The sequence below is a fragment of the Paenibacillus sp. NPDC056722 genome (assembly GCF_042790635.1).
GTDB classification, from domain to species: Bacteria; Bacillota; Bacilli; order Paenibacillales; family Paenibacillaceae; genus Paenibacillus_AQ; species Paenibacillus_AQ agri.
The window spans coordinates 71,120-90,786 of sequence record NZ_JBHTYV010000001.1 but is presented as its reverse complement, the minus strand read 5'-3'; the positions used below and the strand labels follow the sequence as shown (position 1 = coordinate 90,786).

Annotated in this window: 19 protein-coding genes; 17 read left to right on the top strand and 2 right to left on the bottom strand. The window is 44.5% G+C overall.

Annotation, left to right across the window (positions count from 1 at the left end; all coding sequences use genetic code 11):
• The first annotated feature begins 181 nt into the window (after positions 1–181).
• Positions 182–1,642 (top strand): DHA2 family efflux MFS transporter permease subunit, encoded by a 1,461-nt coding sequence (locus tag ACFRAM_RS00450; protein ID WP_379463959.1) that lies wholly within the window; start codon positions 182–184, stop codon positions 1,640–1,642.
• A 103-nt stretch (positions 1,643–1,745) separates the two neighbouring features.
• Here the strand turns inward: ACFRAM_RS00450 and ACFRAM_RS00445 are convergent, their stop codons facing one another.
• Entirely contained in the window at positions 1,746–2,636 is an 891-nt protein-coding gene (locus ACFRAM_RS00445) for a LysR family transcriptional regulator (RefSeq protein WP_379463957.1), read from the bottom strand.
• 156 nt (positions 2,637–2,792) lie between these two features.
• On the opposite strand from ACFRAM_RS00445, the gene ACFRAM_RS00440 reads away from it, so the two are divergent.
• The 6 genes from ACFRAM_RS00440 to ACFRAM_RS00415 all read left to right on the top strand — a co-directional run bounded on the left by ACFRAM_RS00440 (position 2,793) and on the right by ACFRAM_RS00415 (position 8,664).
• Complete coding sequence (locus tag ACFRAM_RS00440) at positions 2,793–3,545, top strand: SDR family NAD(P)-dependent oxidoreductase (RefSeq protein WP_379463955.1); 753 nt, start codon at positions 2,793–2,795, stop codon at positions 3,543–3,545.
• A 178-nt stretch (positions 3,546–3,723) separates the two neighbouring features.
• Positions 3,724–4,530, top strand: coding sequence for a hypothetical protein (locus ACFRAM_RS00435; RefSeq protein WP_379463953.1), 807 nt, complete (start codon positions 3,724–3,726; stop codon positions 4,528–4,530).
• Positions 4,531–4,640: 110 nt separating this feature from the next.
• Positions 4,641–6,128, top strand: coding sequence for a spore germination protein (locus ACFRAM_RS00430; protein ID WP_379463951.1), 1,488 nt, complete (start codon positions 4,641–4,643; stop codon positions 6,126–6,128).
• Positions 6,067–7,362 carry a Ger(x)C family spore germination protein gene (locus ACFRAM_RS00425; protein ID WP_379463949.1) on the top strand — a complete coding sequence of 432 codons (1,296 nt, stop codon included), beginning with the start codon at positions 6,067–6,069 and terminating at the stop codon, positions 7,360–7,362. Before ACFRAM_RS00430 ends, ACFRAM_RS00425 begins: the two co-directional genes overlap by 62 nt.
• 36 nt (positions 7,363–7,398) lie before the next feature.
• Positions 7,399–8,502 (top strand): GerAB/ArcD/ProY family transporter, encoded by a 1,104-nt coding sequence (locus ACFRAM_RS00420; protein ID WP_379463947.1) that lies wholly within the window; start codon positions 7,399–7,401, stop codon positions 8,500–8,502.
• Between the two features lie 9 nt (positions 8,503–8,511).
• Positions 8,512–8,664 carry a hypothetical protein gene (locus ACFRAM_RS00415; protein WP_175370597.1) on the top strand — a complete coding sequence of 51 codons (153 nt, stop codon included), beginning with the start codon at positions 8,512–8,514 and terminating at the stop codon, positions 8,662–8,664.
• 661 nt (positions 8,665–9,325) lie between these two features.
• On the opposite strand, the gene ACFRAM_RS00410 is transcribed toward ACFRAM_RS00415, so the two are convergent.
• Positions 9,326–10,195, bottom strand: coding sequence for a LysR family transcriptional regulator (locus ACFRAM_RS00410; protein ID WP_379463945.1), 870 nt, complete (start codon positions 10,193–10,195; stop codon positions 9,326–9,328).
• A gap of 150 nt (positions 10,196–10,345) precedes the next feature.
• Here ACFRAM_RS00410 and ACFRAM_RS00405 point away from each other — a divergent pair, with 150 nt between their 5' ends.
• The 10 genes from ACFRAM_RS00405 (at position 10,346) to ACFRAM_RS00360 (ending at position 19,655) form a co-directional block, all read left to right on the top strand.
• A complete protein-coding gene (locus ACFRAM_RS00405) occupies positions 10,346–11,089 on the top strand; it encodes an SDR family NAD(P)-dependent oxidoreductase (protein WP_379463943.1) in 744 nt (247 codons plus the stop codon).
• A 65-nt stretch (positions 11,090–11,154) separates the two neighbouring features.
• Positions 11,155–11,487 carry an NIPSNAP family protein gene (locus tag ACFRAM_RS00400; RefSeq protein WP_379463941.1) on the top strand — a complete coding sequence of 111 codons (333 nt, stop codon included), beginning with the start codon at positions 11,155–11,157 and terminating at the stop codon, positions 11,485–11,487.
• A 252-nt stretch (positions 11,488–11,739) separates the two neighbouring features.
• Positions 11,740–12,765: an NADH:flavin oxidoreductase/NADH oxidase gene (locus ACFRAM_RS00395; protein ID WP_066361320.1), complete on the top strand. Its 1,026-nt coding sequence runs from the start codon at positions 11,740–11,742 to the stop codon at positions 12,763–12,765.
• Between the two features lie 21 nt (positions 12,766–12,786).
• Positions 12,787–13,968, top strand: coding sequence for an MFS transporter (locus tag ACFRAM_RS00390; RefSeq protein ID WP_379463939.1), 1,182 nt, complete (start codon positions 12,787–12,789; stop codon positions 13,966–13,968).
• 139 nt (positions 13,969–14,107) lie between these two features.
• The gene (locus tag ACFRAM_RS00385) at positions 14,108–14,542 is read left to right on the top strand and encodes a MarR family winged helix-turn-helix transcriptional regulator (RefSeq protein ID WP_379463937.1); all 435 of its coding nucleotides are present in this window, start codon (positions 14,108–14,110) and stop codon (positions 14,540–14,542) included.
• A 314-nt stretch (positions 14,543–14,856) separates the two neighbouring features.
• Positions 14,857–15,315, top strand: coding sequence for a MerR family transcriptional regulator (locus ACFRAM_RS00380; protein ID WP_379463935.1), 459 nt, complete (start codon positions 14,857–14,859; stop codon positions 15,313–15,315).
• 13 nt (positions 15,316–15,328) lie between these two features.
• Positions 15,329–16,276 (top strand): SDR family NAD(P)-dependent oxidoreductase, encoded by a 948-nt coding sequence (locus tag ACFRAM_RS00375; RefSeq protein ID WP_379463933.1) that lies wholly within the window; start codon positions 15,329–15,331, stop codon positions 16,274–16,276.
• A 372-nt stretch (positions 16,277–16,648) separates the two neighbouring features.
• Positions 16,649–17,227 (top strand): ABC transporter permease, encoded by a 579-nt coding sequence (locus ACFRAM_RS00370; RefSeq protein WP_379463931.1) that lies wholly within the window; start codon positions 16,649–16,651, stop codon positions 17,225–17,227.
• Positions 17,228–17,251: 24 nt separating this feature from the next.
• Complete coding sequence (locus ACFRAM_RS00365) at positions 17,252–18,187, top strand: ABC transporter substrate-binding protein (protein ID WP_379463930.1); 936 nt, start codon at positions 17,252–17,254, stop codon at positions 18,185–18,187.
• Between the two features lie 130 nt (positions 18,188–18,317).
• Positions 18,318–19,655, top strand: a complete 1,338-nt coding sequence (locus tag ACFRAM_RS00360) for an LLM class flavin-dependent oxidoreductase (protein ID WP_379463928.1) — start codon at positions 18,318–18,320, stop codon at positions 19,653–19,655.
• Positions 19,656–19,667 lie beyond the last annotated feature (12 nt).

Sequence of the window (19,667 nt, the reverse complement as noted above, 5' to 3'; positions counted from 1 at the left end):
GCGAATATCGCGGCTTTTTTTCGTGCGGTGATGTACATTTTCACGGAAATCAGGTGAGCAGATTCTTTGGATTATACAATTTAAATTGTTAATCAACAAAATATACATTCTTTTTCAAGTTAATAATACTCCTTATACTTTGTATGTAATCCCAACAAATACAGTGTAAGGGGGCAAAAAGATGATCACAGGAAGCAACACATCATCCAAAGTAGATTTAAGCACGATTAAACGTGGACCGATCATTACGGCTCTGATCATCGGTGCTTTTGTAGCGATTTTGAATGAGACGCTAATCGGCATCGCTTTTCCGGATTTAATGAAGCAGTTCAATGTAGAAACCTCGACCATACAATGGCTGTCAACGGTCTATATGTTGGTTATTGGCATTTTGGTGCCCGTAACGGCATTGCTGCAGCAATGGTTTAGCACGCGCCAGATGTTCTTATCTGCCATGATGCTTTTTCTGGTCGGCACTATAATCTGCGGATTCTCCGGTTCCTTTGAGCTTCTCCTCATTGGGCGAATTGTGCAGGCTGCGGGTACAGGACTCTTAATCCCGGTGATGATGAATACGATCCTGATTATTTATCCTCCAGATAATCGGGGAGCGGCTATGGGGATGATCGGGCTCGTGCTTATGTTTGGGCCAGCTATCGGTCCCACTTTATCCGGACTCATTATTGACTCTTTGTCTTGGCATTGGTTATTTTTCCTGGTCATTCCGTTAGTCGTAGTATCGCTTGTTTTTGGCTTCATTTATTTAAAGAATGTATCGGATATTACCAAGCCGAAAGTAGATTTCTTGTCTATTCTGCTGTCTACCATAGGCTTCGGCGGGATTGTGTATGGCTTTAGCAAAGCGGGAGAGATCTCCTGGTCAGAGCATGAGGTGATCTGGACCATTGCCGCAGGCGGAGTGTCCATCTTGCTGTTCGTCTGGCGTCAACTGGTCGTCAAAGAGCCGATGATGGACATGCGGGTATTCAAATATCCGATGTTCGCGCTAACGACTGTACTTATGCTTGTGATGACGATGACCTTATTCTCAACGACGATCATATTACCGCTATACATGCAAAAAGCATTGCTAATGACAGCATTCGCCGCTGGGTTGACACTCATGCCAGGCGGTATTGTCAACGGGATTATGTCGCCGATCTCCGGCAAACTCTTTGATAAATTTGGCCCTAAAGTGCTTATCGTACCGGGTCTCATCATCACGGCAATTTCACTCTTTCTCATTACAGGCATGGATTTAGAGACGTCCAAAGGAACATTAATCACGCTGCATGTCATTCTGATGATTGGTATTTCCATGATCATGATGCCGGCGCAGACGACAGGACTGAATCAGCTGCCAAGAAATCTGTATCCGCACGGCACGGCCATTATGAATACACTGCAGCAGGTGTCAGGTGCGATCGGGACAGCGCTGTTCATCAGTATTTTCTCAAATGGAACCAAGCGGTATTTGGAGTCGTCCGCCAATCCAACAGGACTTGAGGAAGCCACTAAGGGATTGGTATCAGGTATGCAGGGTGCCTTCCAGGTTGCTTTTTACATCTGTCTCGTTGCACTCGTGCTAGGTCTTTTTGTTAAACGGACGAAGGCGCCGGAAGAGAGTGCATCCAATGGATAAGAAGCAGCGCCTAAGAAAATGATTGCGGCATAAATAAGAAAGAATCCCTGCCATTCGTGGAATCGGCGGGATTCTTTTTTGTTTGCTTTTCTATGAACAGCATTCAAGGAATAAAGCTTCTTACGACTTCTGCGAATTGTTCTACCTGTGCCGTCTCGTTGCTGTGGAGCCAACAAATCGCGAGCTGAATGTTAAACATCGACTCCGCCATTGGAACATAAGTAATATCATTTTCGAACAGCCTGCTCATACAGCCCAGCACCAGAGCAGTACCCACACCAGCGGCTACTAACCCAATAACTGCCTGATCACTGGCAGCTTCCTGTACTATATTCGGACTGAAGCCGGTCTGACGGCAGAAGAGGACGAAAATATCGAACAACACGGGTGAATCGTTCCGGTTCAGCATAACAAAGGGCTCTTTTTCTAAATCGGCCAGGGAAAGCTCTTTTTTCGTGGCTAAGGGATGATGCTTCGGCAGGGCAAAGACAATGGACTCTGTTGAAAATGGAAGCCAATTCATACTCAGCTCGCTATGCTTATCGTTAAGATACACAGAAAAACCGACATCAATTTCGCCTTGTAGCAGCTTTTCCTCCAATTGGTGGGAGGGCAGCTCCTGCATAACAATCTCAACCTCGGGATAACGTTCCCGGTACAGTCGAACGGCGCTTGGTAAAATGCTGTAGAGCATAATGCCAAAATAACCTATTGTAAGCCGGCCCCTGCGGCCATGCTCTGCCCGTACGGCTTCGTCTATCCCTCGCTGTAAATGCTTGAAGACAAGATGAACCTGCTCAAGCAGCGCTTCCCCGGATTGTGTCAGCTCCACCTTACGCGTTGTACGCTTAAAGAGTTGAACGCCTAGCTCGCTTTCCAACTGTGCGATTTGATGGCTGACGGACTGCTGAGAAGCATGCAATCGTTCGGCAGCACGCCCAAAATGCAATTGATTGGCTACCTCGACAAAGTATTTAAGCTGCTGAAGCTCCATAATGTAATCTCCTTGTAAGCTGGTTCTGTACGCCTATTATGAAATTATACCGTTACGCTTGTTAATCGACAAATTATCCGCTCTATGTCCAGTCAATGGTTACCACTATACTTTGTCTATGCATCAAGCAATAACAATAAAACCTGAGGTGATAACATGAGAAAACTAGAGAATAAGGTAGCGATTATTACGGGCGGGGCGTCGGGCGTAGGGAATGGTATTGCCAAAGCTTTTGTAAAAGAAGGGGCAAAGGTTGTAATCGTGGACTACAACGAAGAGGCAGGCAATCAAGCCATTGAGGATCTGAAGCTGCTTGGGCCGGAGTCTATTTTCATTCATGCCGATCTGGCAGATTTCAGTACACATTCGAGAATTGTCAGTCGGACGATCGACGTCTTTGGACAGCTGGATATCCTGGTTAACAATGCCCAAGCTTCGCGCGTGAAGCCTTTCATGGAGATCACTCCAGCTGACCTGGAGCTGCCGTTCAAAACCGGATTCTTCCCCACGTTCTTTCTCATGCAGCAAGCCTTTCCTTATTTAAAGGAAACTCAAGGGCACATCATTAACTTTGCTTCCGGAGCGGGAATTAACGGAGACTTGAACCAAGCTGCCTATGCCGCCTCCAAAGAAGCTGTTCGGGGATTGTCCCGTGTCGTAGCCAATGAATTTGGACCACACGGCATCAAAGTCAACGTGATCTGTCCATTTGCTAATTCTCCAGGTGTTCAACAGTGGGCGCAGCATATGCCGGAGCATTTTGAAGAAACGTTATCCAAGATCCCGATGCGAAGAGTGGGAGATGTAGAGGACGATATCGGACGCGCTGTTGTTTTCTTTGCCAGCGATGATTCCAATTATATTACGGGTCAGACGTTGATGGTGGATGGCGGGGGGTGTCGCTTGTAAATTGAATTGAAAATGTAATGCCTAAAAAGTGTTCATGAACCTTGGCTAAATAGCTGGGTTTTTGAACACTTTTATCGTGGAGAGACTATGAGAAACCTCCTTTCCCATGCTAATGATTCCTATAGAATAGGACATATATTGGATGAAATAGGCTATTTTACAATGTAGGAGGGGTAGTATGAACAGTAAAGTGACAAAGAATAGATTCTATGATGATCTTCAGGATGCCAACAGATTCACTGAACTTGAAGAGATGTTGTTAGGTGAATCCAATTTGCCGGGACCACGTGCGAATCTGGAGATCGCTGCTACGTTTGCGAATGCTTTTGAATCTAGTGTGGTCACAAGCGACGCTTGGAGCCTTATCTTGAAGTGGGTGAACATCACTGCTACTGATGCGCCTACCAATAATCCCTGTGAATATCTACCTTTCTGTGCGCTGCAGGCGATGGGGGCCTATTACTATTATGCAGAGCTTTCTAGAAAGCAGATCATCCTCGAAAAATGCCAAGCGGCTATGAATGATGTCAGATGGCGAATGCGCGAAGCGGCAGCTATGGTACTCCAACGGATCGGAGAAAAAGAATTCAATGTCATCCAATCTCTGTTTGATTCCATCGGTCCCCAGGCCAATCCGCTGGAGAAACGCGCCTTTGTTGCGGCATTGGCCCATCCGCCTCTTCTGAAAGAATCCTCCCACGTACTGTATGCCTTAAAATTATCAGAACAAATTCTAGATGAGATTACTGCCGGCCAAATGAACCATAATACAGAAGATTATCGGGTATTATCCAAAGGATTGGAGTATGCGGTCAGCCTGTTTGTAGAGCGGGCCCCCGAAGCTGGTTTCGCGCTGTTGGCCAAATTTGCTAGGTCAGAGGACAAACGAATACAAAAGATTGTAAAATCCAATCTCGGCAAAGCAAGGCTTGCTAAAAAATTCAGCCAGGAAGTGGAGCGTATTGGGCGGTTGCTGAATGCATAACTCTTTGTGTATCCCCGAGCATCGTTAGACAACTAGTCACTTGCATATTAAAAAAGCGGGTTGGTTATATTAACAAAAATTAGTTGTCCAAAAAAAGGAATGAGTCTGAAATGGCCTCCAACTTACCACCAGCAGACGTTAATACCCACAATTACACCTTGAGCAGAGATTTGAATGAGAATCTCCAGCAATTTCTGGCTATTTTTGATAAGTGTGCGGATATTCAATATCGTCCATTTGAGATTAATGTTGGGCAAAAAGGGTCACTTATTTACTTGAGCGGAATGGTCGACACCAAATCCATTGATTTGGACATCATGAGACAGTTCATGGAGTCCAGTATTACAGGGGATTTCGTCAAGCTAACGGATGATATCAAGCATACGATTCAGTCTAAGCTGAGCTTCATTTCTCAAGTAAGCTGGGCGAAAGATTTTCAAGAAGCGGTTGGATATATTTTATCTGGCGATTTGGCGTTACTGATGGACGGGTGGAATCAGGTTCTAATTATGAATGCAAAGGGCTGGGAGAAAAGAGCGATCGAAGAACCCGCTACCGAAGCGGTGATTCGGGGTCCCAGGGAAGGCTTTCAAGAAGATCTGAGTACAAATATCAGCCTCATTCGCAGAAGACTAAAGACCGTACAGCTTAAAATGGAGATGGTTGTGCTCGGTCAGTTGTCCAATACGAATATAGCCATTACTTATCTGGAAGGCGTGGCGAAGGATGACTTAATTGCTGAAGTGAAAAAAAGGGTGGGCAGTATTCGCATCAACGCAATTCTGGAAAGCGGGTATATTGAAGAGCTGATTGAGGATAATTCGTTATCGCCCTTTCCCCAAGTGGTGATTACCGAACGACCGGATCGGGTAGTCGGCAACCTGCTCGAAGGGAAGGTAGGGATACTGATTGACAATACGCCGTTTGCAATCATTGTACCCGGAACATTTTTTCAATTGCTGCAATCGCCCGAGGATTATTATCAGAGGTATCTCGTTTCTACGTTTATTCGTTTTTTGCGTCTGCTGGCCGTTGCTTCCTCACTACTTTTGCCCTCGCTTTATATTGCCTTGACGACCTATCATCACGAAATGATACCGACTATGCTATTGGTCAGTATAGCTTCTTCCCGGGAAACCGTGCCCTTCCCCGCATTTGTGGAAGCTTTGCTGATGGAAGTTTCATTCGAGGGCTTGCGGGAGGCGGGGGTGCGTCTTCCGAGGCCAGTCGGACAAGCCGTAAGTATCGTTGGAGCTTTGGTCATTGGACAGGCTGCTGTAGCGGCCGGTATTGTATCTTCACCACTGGTTATTATTGTGTCCATGACCGGTATTGCTTCTTTTATTTTTCCAAGCTTTCAATTAGGGCTCTCCTTCCGCCTGCTTCGTTTCCCTATGATGATTGCGGCAGCAACACTGGGGCTCTATGGAATTTTGATGCTGCTTTTGATGCTCCTGCTTCATATGTTGAATCTCCAGTCTTTCGGTCATCCTTACATGGCACCTCTGGCACCTCTGCGCTTCCGCGGAATTAAAGATGTCATTGTTCGTGCCAACCGGCTCCGAAGATTTAAAAATTCGTCTCGTACAAGCGAATAATAAACTCGCACAAGAGGTCCTAATGAGAAAAACGCTGATTCTGATACTCACATTGCTAATCTCTATATCGCTATCGGGCTGCTGGAGCAGAGTGGAGTTGAACGACGTGGCTATTGTCACCGGGACTGCGATAGACCTTGCCGAGGACGACAAGCTGCAACTAAGCTTGCAGATTTTGAAGGTGAAAATGACCAAAGGAATCAGTGAAAAAGGAGGTGCAAGTGATAGCGCGACGCTCGTCGTCTCCGAGACGGGGGAGACTATCTTAGATGCCTATCATCTTCTTCAGAAAAAGCTTTCTCGCGTTGTGATTTTCTCTCATAATCGTGTGGTCATTGTGGGCGATAAATTCGCACGCTCGGGGATTACACCTGCGCTGGAATTTTTCAGCAGACACAGGGAAGCCCGGGGAAGTAACTTTTTACTTACAACTCAAGGAAAGGCGAAGGATTTATTAATGACACCTCCCAATTTTGAAATCTTTACGGCCGAGGAGATCAGGGAAGAGGAGAAGGCTTTGCTGATGGAGAGTGCCACTGTTCGGGATTTTATCTTTCGACTGCTTGAACAAGGGATCGAGCCGTTGAGCACACAAGTACAAGTTGTGCCCCTAAACGGCCTTGATAGCTCTCAATCCCAGAACGACCCCTCAGGATTCGGTATGGTGGGTGTAGGCATTTTCAATAATGATAAATTGATCGGATGGATGAAGCGGCGAGATGCTGAGACTTTATTATGGCTAAAGGGTAAAGTGAAAAACACTGCGATTACCGTCACTATGCCCGATGAAAAGGCACCCAATGAAAGGATATCCGGAAAAATAAGTGCTCAGCTCTATAAAGCCAAAACCAACATTAAACCCAAAATTCAAGGGGATAACATAAGCTTTGAGATTAATGTTCATATCACAGGCGAAATATTTGAGAATTCCACCAAACTTAACTTCACAGAGGTTCAAAGTTTAAATAAAGTGCAACATGCGCTGGAGCAAGAGATTGAAAAAAGAGTCACGAGCACTGTAGAAAAGTTAAAGAAGCAGTATAAATCTGATGTTATTGGACTGGGGATCCTCTTGCATAGAGCCAATAAGAAAGTATGGAATGAGAAGTATTCCAAGCAATGGCAAGAGGAATTTCCAAAGGTTGCGATCCAGACGAAAGCTCATTTTAAAATCGTCGGAACAGGGCGTGTGAACGACTCCATGTTCTGGGATGAAAAGAAATTAGACAAATAGCTGTATTAAATTTAACTAAGGAATAGGGACAACCGTATGGAAACCATCTCACGGCACCAATTGCTGACTATTTCGATTATTTATCAAATTGGAACGACCATCATATTTGGTTTCGCGGCTGGCGCAGGGAGAGATTCCTGGTTGGCTGTTTTGATATCCACTATTTTGGGTACAGGTGTTGTCTTGATTTATGTCAGTGTCACTAAATTAAATCCGGGGCTTACCTATGTTGAATGTTTTCCGAAGCAATTTGGCCGTTGGCTGGGTACGCCTCTTGCCTGGCTCCATCCACTTTTATTTTTGTATATCGCCGGGAGAATCGTGGCGGACATCAATAATTTAGTACCCTCAACCATTTTGCCCCGCACGCCTCCCTGGGCCATTTTGATTTTGTTTATGATTGCCCTCGCCTATGCTCTTTTTTTGGGAATACGAGTAATGGGGCGGCTCGCCGAGCTGATACTGCCGATCCTGGCCCTCATTTATGCAGTAGAAGTGATCTTAATATTTAGTTCTGGAGTTGTAGATACAAGAAATCTTTTTCCACTACTGGACCAAGGATGGGGCAGGATATGGAAAGTTGTATGGCCGTTAGGAGTTATCCAATCCTATGGGGAATCTCTGGCCTTGGCACTAATCTGGACTTCTGTCAAGCCCAAAGGGAAAGTAGGAAGGACAATGGTTGTTTCAACATTGCTGGCCGGCAGTTTTATCGCTTTCACCGATGCCTTGGCCATTTCCGTATTTGGGGAAGCGATTTTCCAGCGGGCAACTTACCCGATGTATGCGCTGATCCAAGTGATCTCTGTGGCAGACTTTATTACCCAACTTGATGCTACAGGCGTTCTTTATTTTTGCTTTATGGCATTCCTGAAGACCTTTATTTATTTGTTTGCCACGATCCGGAGCGTTCAAAAGCTGACTTACACACAAAGCAGCCGCATTTTTATTCTGCCTGTGGTCATCATTGCTTTCGTGTTAGGGATGACGATGGCTCCCAATGTCATTGAGCATATTGCTGTGGTGGAAAAGGTCGTTCCGTTCAGTCCGGTTTATATATTGTTAATGTTCGTGATCCCAATGATATTAATGTTTGTTTCATGGATTCGGCGAAAAAAACAAAATCTGACCAGCGAGTGAGGCGATTAAATGACAAACTGGATAGCCTTCTGGAAATCTAATGTGATGTTGGAACATCCTTGGGTTCAGCCTGTATACTTTGTGATTATTGCATTCGGATTGTCGTTCTTTACTTGGTTTAGAAAGCCCCGCCAAGAGCGGCGCAAGAAACCAAAAGATTAACGTCTGTGCAAAACTATTTGTTCAAGTTCAGGTGCAAGTTCCATATTTTTTGTTCGTATGAATTTTCTACGTAGTTCCCCCGAGTTGATTTCTATGTTACCTCCAACCAATGATAGACTCCAGTTAACGGTGAATGATCTATTTCGCAACAAGAACATATGTTCGTTACCGGTAATTATCGCATTTTTTCGCTTGAGAAGATACTCGATTTGAATACTCAAATAGGTATATTATAGGAATTATGACTTATTTGCGATATTAATAAACGATATGAGTCGTGTGTCGATAAAAATGCTGTTTTTACGTATATAGAACATATGTTCTATATTGCTTGAAATCGCATTTTAATTGTGCTATGTAAGCCGAACAACTAGAAGCGGCAATTCCCCTGCACCAGATGTCTTAACAGTGAAAAAGAGGGGACACTTACCCAATTAACGGCATTTTTGTACCTTATTTTCCTTCTATATAGGCAAAAGAGGGGAATAAGGGCATTTCTGTATCTTATTTTCGAAAAAGCAGGCTGTACGGGGTATTCTGGAAAATTTAAGGTACAATATTGCACTTAATCTCCACTAACCGCTAGCGGCAGAGGATTTAAGGTACGAAAATGCCGCTAATTACACTACGATACATTCTATATAGCGCTATTTCCAATGCTTCAGCTAAAGTGGGACCGCATTTCCGACAAGAAGGTTGATAAGGCAGGCGTCATTAAAGTGTCTTTTCGCATAATGAACACGGTTTGCGCCAAGGCATGTTTGTCAGAGATGGTATGACAGCGGACACGGCCTTGCTGCTCCGACACGGCTACCATGGAACGCGGCATAAGCGAAATCCCCAAGCCAGCGCTGACACAACCGATGATCGTTTCGAGCGATGCGAATTCCATCATCTTCTCAGGTGAGATCCCTTCTTCCTGGAGCATCTGACTTAATTTGGACCGATAGGTGCAGCCGCTTGGAAAGACAAGAACTGTGCGAAGCTGTATGTCATGGATTGCCTGGACGGGCGGATGGGAGAGGGGGGTGACAAGCACCATTTCTTCCTCAATGACATTTTCTTGAATCAATTCCGGATGCTCCACGGGGCCCGATACGAATGCTCCGTTCAGCTCATAGTGTAGAACCCCGTGAAGATGCTGCTCAGTTGGACCTGTGATTAAAGAAAAGTCGACCGCCGGATATTCGGCGTGATATTTAGTAAGCAGGGCAGGCAGCCGAACGGCAGCAGTGACTTCCAGGGACCCGATGTGGAGCTGTCCTGCAGGGACGGCAGTGTCTCCAACGGCCAATCTCGCTTCTTGAATAACATGTAATATTTTCTCCGCATAGGTAATCAGGGTTTGGCCGGAAGGGGTAAGTGTAATGCCCCGATTGTGACGGTAAAATAACTGTGTCTGCAAATCGGCTTCCAACTGTTGAATCTTATGCGTGACATTGGATTGAGCAAAGTTTAATTTATTAGCCGCCTTCGATATACTTCCTTCCTGAGCTGTGGTGAAAAACACTTTGAGCAACTGAATATCCATGTTGACCTCCTGTAGAGTTGATTTAGGTATCTTGATTATAGATATTTGGCATCATGATTCTGTATTATACATGATAGCAGATATCATTGTATGATGAGTGGGCAGATAAATACAATTACCTATTAAAAGGTAGACAAAGGAGATAACAACATGAGTTTTCAAAATAAAGTAGCAGTAGTTACAGGCGGAAGCAGCGGTATCGGAAAGGCAGTAGCGATTGAGTTGGTACAGCAAGGTGCAAATGTAGTGATTAACGGGCGCCGTGAGCAACTCTTGGTGGAAGCTGCTAAGGAAATCGATCCAACAGGTAAGCAGATCGCTTATGTTATCGGCGACATTTCAAATCCACAAATCGCAAAACGTTTGATTGCTGAAGGGTTATCGCGTTTTGGACGTATCGATACCTTGGTGAACAATGCCGGCATTTTTATATCAAAATCTTTCACAGATTATACTAAGGAGGACCTTGAATCCAAGCTGGACGTCAATCTCAAAGGATTCTTCCATGTGACCCAGCATGCGGTGACTGAGATGCTGAAGACGGGTTCTGGTCACATCGTTAACATCACGGCGAGTGGTGCTGTTGATCAGCCTATCAAAGGTGTGCCATCCGTACTTGCTGCCCTGACTAAAGGCGGTTTAGCGGCGGCAACAAAATCGCTTGCCATTGAGTATGCCGATCAAGGCATTCGCGTAAATGCAGTAGCGCCAGGGATTATCAAAACACCGATGCACCCTGTAGAGACACATGATTTCTTGGCTAAGTTGCATCCTATTGGTGTGATGGGCGAGGCTCAAGATATTGTGAATGCTATTCTGTATCTGGAATCGGCACGGTTCGTAACCGGTGAAATCCTTCATGTCGATGGGGGTCAAAGTGCTGGCCGGTGGTAAGCTATAGAACATCTTGCAAACGGGAATAATACTTGCATTCATAAAATGAACGGAGGATGATGTTTATGCTATATGAGCTGCGGATTTACCATGTCATTCCTGGTCGCATGCAATCTATACTGGATCGATTCCGGGATGGTACGATAACAATTTTTGCCAAGCATCATATGAAGGTCACTGAATTTTGGGTGGAAGCGGATGAATCCACGAATCGGTTGTACTATGTACTTGAACATCGTGATCTGGCTGCGCGGGAACAGAACTTTAAGGCTTTTCAAGAAGATCCGGAATGGCTCGAGCTTAAGGAGAGAACGGAACAAAATGGACCTTTACATGAGAATATCGACGTTGTGTATCTGAAAAAAGCAGATTTTTTTCCAGATGGAGTAAGAAACTAAGGGATTATTGTTACTAAAAAATCGGCTATCTCCATAAATAGATGTTCTGACATGTTATCGGACAATTGAAAAAAAAAAGTTAGTTTACATCGCCCTACGGGGCGGTGTTTTTCTTTTCGTAGAACTACAGTTGACAATGGATTTTTATTTTTATATATTATATGCATACGCATGCATCTAAATTTCGCATGCTGATTATTACAACTTGCAAGTTGATTACAGATCAAATTGCATATACAGAGGAGAGAAATCATGAATTACTTATTCAGTCCGTTTGAACTCAGTTCCTTGCAATTGAAGAACCGTGTCGTTATGCCTCCGATGTGTCAATATTCCGTAGTCAACAAAGATGGTATTGCTAATGACTGGCACTACAATCACTATGTTAGCCGGGCGGTTGGTGGAGCTGGATTGATTATTATAGAAATGACAGATGTAGACCCGGATGGTCGCATCTCTGATTACGATCTTGGAATCTGGAACGATGAGCAAATCCCTGCTCTAGCTAGAATTGTAGATGCCGTTCATGCTCATGGCGCAAAGGTTGGAATTCAGATTGCCCATGCTGGACGTAAGGCAGAGGATGCTGCCGTTCCGGTTGCGCCTTCAGCTATTCCTTTTAGCTCAAAATCCAAAACTCCGCGGGAGCTTACTACTGAAGAAGTGAAGGGTATGGTGGAGAAGTTCCGTCTCGGCGTTAAACGTGCGGTGCAAGCCGGAGTGGACGTTATCGAACTGCATGGTGCACATGGCTACCTCATTCACCAATTCCATTCACCGTTAACGAATCGCAGAACAGATGAATACGGTCAGGATCTAACCCTGTTTGGTAAAGAAGTGATTGCTGCCGCCAAAGGGGAGATGCCTGAAGGAATGCCGTTAATTATGCGGATCTCTGCCAAGGAATACACAGATGGAGGATATGATTTGCCTCAGGCAGTGGAATTCAGTAAAGCGTACAAGGAAGCAGGAGTAGATATGTTCCATGTCAGCTCCGGTGGTGAGGGTCCTGTATCACCTGCTAATGCCCCGGGAACACAGGCGGCTTATCAGATTTCGTTAGCTAGAGAGATCAAACAAAAATTGCAAGTTCCGGTTATTGCCGTAGGGAAGTTGGATGAGCCGGCGGTTGCGAACGCAGTTATTGCTAATGAAGATACTGACCTTGTTGCCGTAGGCCGAGGCATGTTGAGAAATCCATATTGGGCATTAACTGCTGCAGATTCCCTCAAACAGGAGAATAGCATCCCTAAACAGTACGCGATGGGATTTCGTTAATTCAGATTTGAGGAGGATTGAATGACAAAGACTAACCCTTTGCTTATAGTAGTATTGGCTTTAGGTGTATTCGGAATTATTACAACGGAGATGGGGATTATCGGCGTGCTACCGCAAGTAGCGCAGAAATTCAATATTTCTACATCAGAGGCCGGTTGGCTTGTTAGTATATTCGCCTTGGTCGTTGCCTTGTCTGGACCTTTTATAACCCTGTTCTCTTCAGGGATCAATCGTAAATTCATATTGTTAATCGCTGTGTTGCTGTTTGCGATCTCTAACGTTGTTTATATTTTCGCTACAAGCTTCAATGTGATGCTGGCATTTCGGATTATACCGGCTTTGGCGCATCCTGCTTTCTTTTCTGTAGCTCTTGTGGTGGCAGCTTCACTGGTTTCTCCAGAGAAAAGTAGCCAAGCGGTAACCAAAGTATTTACAGGGATAACAGCAGGCTTTGCCTTTGGTGTACCTTTGACCTCTTATCTCGCAGAGCGGATTTCCGTTGAAGTTGCCTTCATGTTTGGTGCCATAATTAGTATCATAGCCTTTATCGGCATATTGATCTGGCTTCCTTCGATGCCTGTTCAAGAAAAGATGACTTATGGAGAACAACTCCGTGTTTTACGTAAACCTGCTTTGTGGTTAAACATCGCATCTGTTGCAGCTTTATTTGCGGCTATGTTCTCTGTATATAGTTATTTTGCCGAATATCTCGGACAAGTAACTCAAATGAATGGCTCCTGGGTCAGCATCATGTTATTCATTTTTGGAGTGGTCATGATTTTGGGGAACTTCATATTTGGAGGGTTCGTGCAGAAGAATATTACGCTCACAACAACGTTGTTTCCTCTAATTTTCCTTATCATTTATGTGATGCTATATTTTTTAGGAAATCATTTTATTCCTATGTTTGCACTGATTTTCTTATGGGGTATTGTACACGCTGGTGGACTTATCATTGGTCAAAGCTGGCTGATCATCGAATCTCAATCAGCGCCTGAATTTGGAAACAGCTTGTTTGTAACCTTCACGAATTTAGGAATAACAATCGGAACAGCGGTCGGCGGCTGGTTTCTAGTGCAATGGGGAGTACATCAGCTTGTATGGTGCGGAATTGGATTTGCTGTACTGGCCTTCCTATTGATTATCATTAGAATAAAAATGTATGGTAAGCCCACAGCTAAGAAGCTGGAATTGCATCCCTAATCATTTTAACTATTTTATTGTAACTAGTGTTGTGTATTGGACGAGGTAACCTGCGAGTACATCATTAACTCTTATATGATCTCTTATGATATTATAGGATAGATGGTGTACAGCATTACCTTTAGAAAGGAAGTGTAAGATGACTACTACGTCTAATAATAATCTTATCGCTAACTGGTTAGCCTTTACACAAATGCAAAGTACTGTTGCGAATAAATTAGAGGCAAAGCTAATGGAAAAACATAATTATTCTTTAAATGATTTTTACTTGTTGATGTTTTTATCGCAAGCACCTGAGAAAAAACTTCGGTTGCAACAACTGGAATCCATGATCGGGCTGAGCCAAAGTGCGATATCCAGACTTGTGAGCCGTTTCGAAGCTCGAAGTTGTGGTGCTCTGGAAAGAATCTCTTGTGATGAAGATCGCCGCAGTATTTATACAGCGTTGACAGATCTCGGACAATCTAAAATAGATAGCGCTATGGTCACTTTTAATGAAGAATTGGCTGAGGCTTTTTCTACTGAGGAAGTTAGACAACTCCTAGAGCAAATGATGTCTCCTAAAAAGCCGTGAACAGCTTAACACATAATGCAGGGATTCTCTCCCACTCGAGCTTTACAAAACAAAACACCTTTCAGAGTATGCTCCCATGTCAGAGGATGTGGTGAACGACTTTGGAGGTGTTTTTCTGTTTGTATGCACGGGATTACATACTAAACGAGATCATTTTAGGAGAACATTGAAGTACAGCCGCTAGAACGGATGGCTTGACTTGGAGTGTACTCCAAGTTGTACATTTAACAGGTCACTATTTTTCAACGCCATTCTAAAAAGGTTAGATACAGTGTCCCCTGATATAGATCTATAAGGAGGCTTCATTAACGAAAATGTCCCAATTCCCTGGTAAGACTGAATGGGCTAATCTCATCCAGAAAATTCCGGAGCTTGTCACCTCCATCAAGGAAGCAGCACAATTGACAGGCCTGACAGAAGATACAATTCGTTATTATGAGAAAATTGGATTGCTGCCCTATGCCGATCGGAAGAAAAATGGGCATCGGGTGTATAGCCGGGAACAAATCCATAGTATTCTCTTTCTAACCCGATTGAAAGCGACTGGAATGACGATAGCGGAAATGAAGAAATTTCAGGAAATGACGAGTTCCGGTGATGAGACCATACCCGGAAGACTGTCACTGCTAGAAGAGCATAACCGGAATATTCAAAGCGAAATTGCCAGATTGTCTGAAATTCAAAAAATTATTGAATTTAAGATTCAGAACTTTCGGGAGATTTTCGAAAATCCAAGCGGTACGAATTGCCCGAAAACTTCAAAAGAAGAGTAGAGGTGAATGATAAATGCAGACAGCTGCAAAAACGGTCATTATTACAGGGGGCAATACAGGGCTTGGGTTTGAAACGGCCAAAGTCATTGCCAGCTCTACAACGGAGTGGCATATCGTTATCGCATCACGCAGTCAGCAAAAAGGAAACGAAGCAGCCCAAACCTTGATTCAGGCTACTCGTAATCCTCATATATCTGCAATGGTACTGGATTTATCCTCGTTCTCGTCGATTAAGCAATTCTCAGATCAATTCACGAAGAGTGATCTTCCTCCGTTACATGCTATCGTCTGCAATGCCGGTGCTGCTTTTGTACAGGGCACTCAAGTAACTGCGGATGGCCTTGAAGCAACCTTTGGTGTCAATCATATGGGACATTTCTTGCTCGTGCGGCTGCTTTATAATCAGCTGGTGGAGCCGGGGAGTATCGTTGTTGTTAGCAGTGATACGCACCAATCAAGGGGCAATTCTGCGACATCCGTTCGCTACGCTAGTCCGGGAACTATGGCCGATCCTGTGGCTTCGGATCAGAACTTGCACGATCTGAACGATTTTTCTAAAGGAATGGTTCGCTATGCGACCTCCAAGCTTACTAACTTGTACTTTACGTATGAGCTCTCACGCCGGGTTCAGCAGTCCAAGCCATCCGTATCCGTTGTCGCCTTTAATCCTGGTATGATGCCCGGTAAAGGCTCGGCACTAGCCAGGGACTATAATCCTGTTATGCAATTTGCCTGGAATCATATCATGCCGTTGTTCCGCTTCGTCAGCTCAGGTATTCGTTCAACCAAACAGTCCGGCAATGATCTTGCTCAGTTAGTATTAAAAGAATCGGTGAAGAGTGGAACGTACTGGGATGGCACGAAGGACATTGCCTCCTCCGAAGAGTCCTACGATGTCAGTCGTGCAGTTGAGCTATGGGACTGGAGCAGTGAAAAGGTTGGGCTGAAAAAAGAGCTATAATTAAAAATTCAGAAACATATATAGAAAAACATATAAATCCGATAAGAAAATAAAGAATAATTGTTGACAATTTTATAGAATGAATTTAATATTAAATTGTGATTATTGATTATCATAATTTAATAATTTTAGAGGTCGACCATACCATTCGGAGGTCTCATTTTCCTGTAAGCTAACGCGACGGGAAGGTGAGACCTTTTTGTTTTGGAGAAAGGATTCGAAGGTGAGGAGAGTTATGGATTTAGAGTTAGCACAAGTGAGAAAAAGCTATGCATCTGCCCAAGAATGGGGGGATGTCACTTGAACCATTTTTGAAACACACTACAGGAGGATTGGCCAATAGTTGCTGAAAAAACGTTGGAGCATATCGAGTTGTCTCTTCTTTCTCTGGCACTGGCTTGTCTGATTTCAATTCCGTTTGGAATCTATCTTGCACGCCATAAGAGATTAGCCAATTCTGTTATTACGGTTGTTTCAGCCGTACAGACGATTCCCGTCCTGGCACTTTTCGGCTTTATGGTCCCAGTATTCGGCATTGGATTTAAACCAGCCCTGATCGTGCTTACCTTCTATGGCATTTTGCCGGTACTCCAGAATACTTATGTGGGTATCACTTCTGTTAGTCCTGCACTGACTGAAGCAGGTCGCGGGATGGGAATGTCAAATTGGCAGCTGTTATGGATGGTTCAAGTACCGATTGCACGCAGCTATATTTTGGCAGGTGTAAGATTAATGGCCATTCAGATGATTAGTATGGCTACTATCGGGACCTTCATTGCTGCTGGCGGGCTTGGAGATATTATTACGACAGGGATTAATGATATGAACACTGCACGAATTTTGGAAGGCGCCATCCCTGTATCTTTGCTAGTTATTCTGATCAATATCGTCTTACTGCAACTCAATCGATTCTTAACGCCCAAAGGGCTCCGTAAGAATAAATCCAACTAAACATCTAAGAATGGAGAGAAAGTCATGCAAACATCTCAGAGATCATTCGTTCAGAAATTGAAAAAGCGCACGTTTAAGCAGGTAAGCATTCTATTATTAGCTATCATTGTACTTGTTATTGCGGGGTGCAGTAATGCTAAGCCCTCTAAAATCGTTATCGCGACTAAAGGGAATACCGAGTCAAATGTTATGCAACAGTTGCTAAAACTGATTGTGACGGAAAATACCTCGATTGATGTAGAAACAGTGAAGCTCGATAATAATATTCTTTGGGAAGCGATTAAGAAAGGCGATGTCGATGCCTATGTGGAGTATACGGGCACAGCGCTAATGAACATTTTAAAGCAGGAGCCAGAGCGTGATCCTGAGAAGGTCTATAACAAGGTTAAGACTATGCTGAACGAGCAAGAAAATCTGACAATGCTGGATCCGCTCGGGTTTGACAGTACGTACGCGTTTGCTATACGGAAGGAAGTTGCGGATAAATACGGAATTACTAATCTCACGCAATTGGCGGAGCATTCAAACGAATTAATCTTTGCAGCAGATCCGATGATTGAAAAATCCAACCGTCCAGACGGATATAGACTCGTTAAGGAAGCGTACGGCTTTAAGTTTAAGCAGCTTCTTGGTATCTCCAGTCCACCACTACAGCTGGAAGCTCTGAAAAGTAAAGAAGCGGATGTAATGATAACCCTGGCTACGAAAGGTATTTTTGAAGTGAACAATCTCGTTCCGCTGGCGGACGATAAACATATCTTTATTCCTTACTATGCTGCACCGCTCGTACGCAATGAGACGCTGAAAGCACATCCTGAACTTAAAGAAGTGCTTAATAAGCTGAGCAACAAAGTATCCCTTCAAGCCATTCGCGAGATGAACAGACAGGTGGACGCTGAGCAGAAAGAGCCGGAAGATGTGGCTAAAGCATGGTTGAAGCAGGAAGGATTTTTGAAATAATCGCTAGATAATTTGCAGCATTGCCGTTGAGATAAGTAGCAATCGAACGGTCATCGTAACATGACAGAGATCTGTTCGATGACCGTTTGAATCGCTTTATTAAAAATCGTATTTTAGGAGGAGCTCTTATATGGGAAATAATAACCGTCAAATGTCACTTGGAGCGATGATGTTTTATCCCTCCGGCGAGAATATTGCCAGCTGGCGGCACCCGGAGGTGGACGCCTCGCAAATGCTGGATTTCGATTACTATAAAAATATCGTTCAAGCAGCGGAGCGCGCCAAATTCGATTTGTTCTTCTATGCAGACAATCTGTACGTCTGGGATCGCTATGATTCCAGCATCCGCGGGGCAAACAGCATCCGTCCGGAGCCGATTACGTTAATGGCTGCTTTGGCATCTGTTACGAAGCATATCGGACTGGCGCCTACGATTTCTACGTCGTACAACGAGCCTTATCATATCGCTCGGAAGATGGCAACGCTGGACCATTTTAGCAAGGGCCGAACCGCATGGAATGTAATCACCTCTTCAGCTGATGAAGAGGCACAAAATTTCAATAAGGAAAAGCATCTGGAGCATAGCACGCGGTATAGACGGGCAGCCGAGTTCGTCGATGTCACGCTGGGCCTGTTTGACAGTTGGGAAGAGGACAGCGTTGTAATGAATAAGGAGTCGGGAGAATTCGCTGATCCTGAGAAGGTACACTACCTGAATCATTCCGGTGAGTTTTTCAAGGTTCGCGGGCCGCTTAATGTATCACGTCCGCCGCAAGGCCATCCTGTCCTGGTTCAGGCAGGTGCTTCTGAATCCGGAAAGGAACTCGCAGCGAGAACAGCCGAGGTTATATTTTCTCCATTCGTTCCATTGGAAGATGCAAAAGCGTTCTACCGGGATGTAAAAGGACGCTTGTCCAAATATGGCCGAGATCCGCATGAAGTGAAAATCATGCCGTCATTTATACCAATTGTCGGAAGGACAGAAGCCGAGGCCAAGGAGCAGCTTGAAATTGTCGGAGACCTGATCCCTGATGCATTATGCCGGGATCTGCTGTCGCATTATTTAGGGCAGGACATCTCTCATTTGTCGCTGGACGAGCCGCTTCCTTTTATTCCTAGCCAGGAAAACAACAATCAGAGCAAGAGCAGAATTGATCGTGTTATCCGGCTGTTGGAAAAAGAGCGCCTAACGCCGCGTCAGTTGTTCAAAAAAATCTACAATAACAGCTTTGCAGGCACACCAGAGCAAGTTGCGGATGTGATGGAAACTTATTTTAAAGAAGAGGCGGCCGATGGATTCATTATGCCATTCGCGCATCTCCCAGGAGGCCTCGACGATTTTATAGAGCTAGTGTTGCCAGAACTCCGGCGCAGGGGACTATTCCGCACGGAATATCCTGGTGGTACGCTGCGGGATACGCTGGGCCTGACACGGCCAGTCAACCGTTATTCTGTTAAGAACACATGACAGGGAGGTTAA

Coding starts and splice junctions, on each gene's coding strand:
- ACFRAM_RS00400 (WP_379463941.1), top strand. CDS start 11,155: ATGCTATATGAGCTGCGGATTTACCATGTCATTCCTGGTCGCATGCAA.
- ACFRAM_RS00385 (WP_379463937.1), top strand. CDS start 14,108: ATGACTACTACGTCTAATAATAATCTTATCGCTAACTGGTTAGCCTTT.
- ACFRAM_RS00405 (WP_379463943.1), top strand. CDS start 10,346: ATGAGTTTTCAAAATAAAGTAGCAGTAGTTACAGGCGGAAGCAGCGGT.
- ACFRAM_RS00430 (WP_379463951.1), top strand. CDS start 4,641: ATGGCCTCCAACTTACCACCAGCAGACGTTAATACCCACAATTACACC.
- ACFRAM_RS00415 (WP_175370597.1), top strand. CDS start 8,512: ATGACAAACTGGATAGCCTTCTGGAAATCTAATGTGATGTTGGAACAT.
- ACFRAM_RS00420 (WP_379463947.1), top strand. CDS start 7,399: ATGGAAACCATCTCACGGCACCAATTGCTGACTATTTCGATTATTTAT.
- ACFRAM_RS00445 (WP_379463957.1), bottom strand. CDS start 2,636: ATGGAGCTTCAGCAGCTTAAATACTTTGTCGAGGTAGCCAATCAATTG.
- ACFRAM_RS00410 (WP_379463945.1), bottom strand. CDS start 10,195: ATGGATATTCAGTTGCTCAAAGTGTTTTTCACCACAGCTCAGGAAGGA.
- ACFRAM_RS00360 (WP_379463928.1), top strand. CDS start 18,318: ATGGGAAATAATAACCGTCAAATGTCACTTGGAGCGATGATGTTTTAT.
- ACFRAM_RS00395 (WP_066361320.1), top strand. CDS start 11,740: ATGAATTACTTATTCAGTCCGTTTGAACTCAGTTCCTTGCAATTGAAG.
- ACFRAM_RS00390 (WP_379463939.1), top strand. CDS start 12,787: ATGACAAAGACTAACCCTTTGCTTATAGTAGTATTGGCTTTAGGTGTA.
- ACFRAM_RS00435 (WP_379463953.1), top strand. CDS start 3,724: ATGAACAGTAAAGTGACAAAGAATAGATTCTATGATGATCTTCAGGAT.
- ACFRAM_RS00450 (WP_379463959.1), top strand. CDS start 182: ATGATCACAGGAAGCAACACATCATCCAAAGTAGATTTAAGCACGATT.
- ACFRAM_RS00365 (WP_379463930.1), top strand. CDS start 17,252: ATGCAAACATCTCAGAGATCATTCGTTCAGAAATTGAAAAAGCGCACG.
- ACFRAM_RS00375 (WP_379463933.1), top strand. CDS start 15,329: ATGCAGACAGCTGCAAAAACGGTCATTATTACAGGGGGCAATACAGGG.
- ACFRAM_RS00425 (WP_379463949.1), top strand. CDS start 6,067: ATGTCATTGTTCGTGCCAACCGGCTCCGAAGATTTAAAAATTCGTCTC.
- ACFRAM_RS00440 (WP_379463955.1), top strand. CDS start 2,793: ATGAGAAAACTAGAGAATAAGGTAGCGATTATTACGGGCGGGGCGTCG.
- ACFRAM_RS00380 (WP_379463935.1), top strand. CDS start 14,857: ATGTCCCAATTCCCTGGTAAGACTGAATGGGCTAATCTCATCCAGAAA.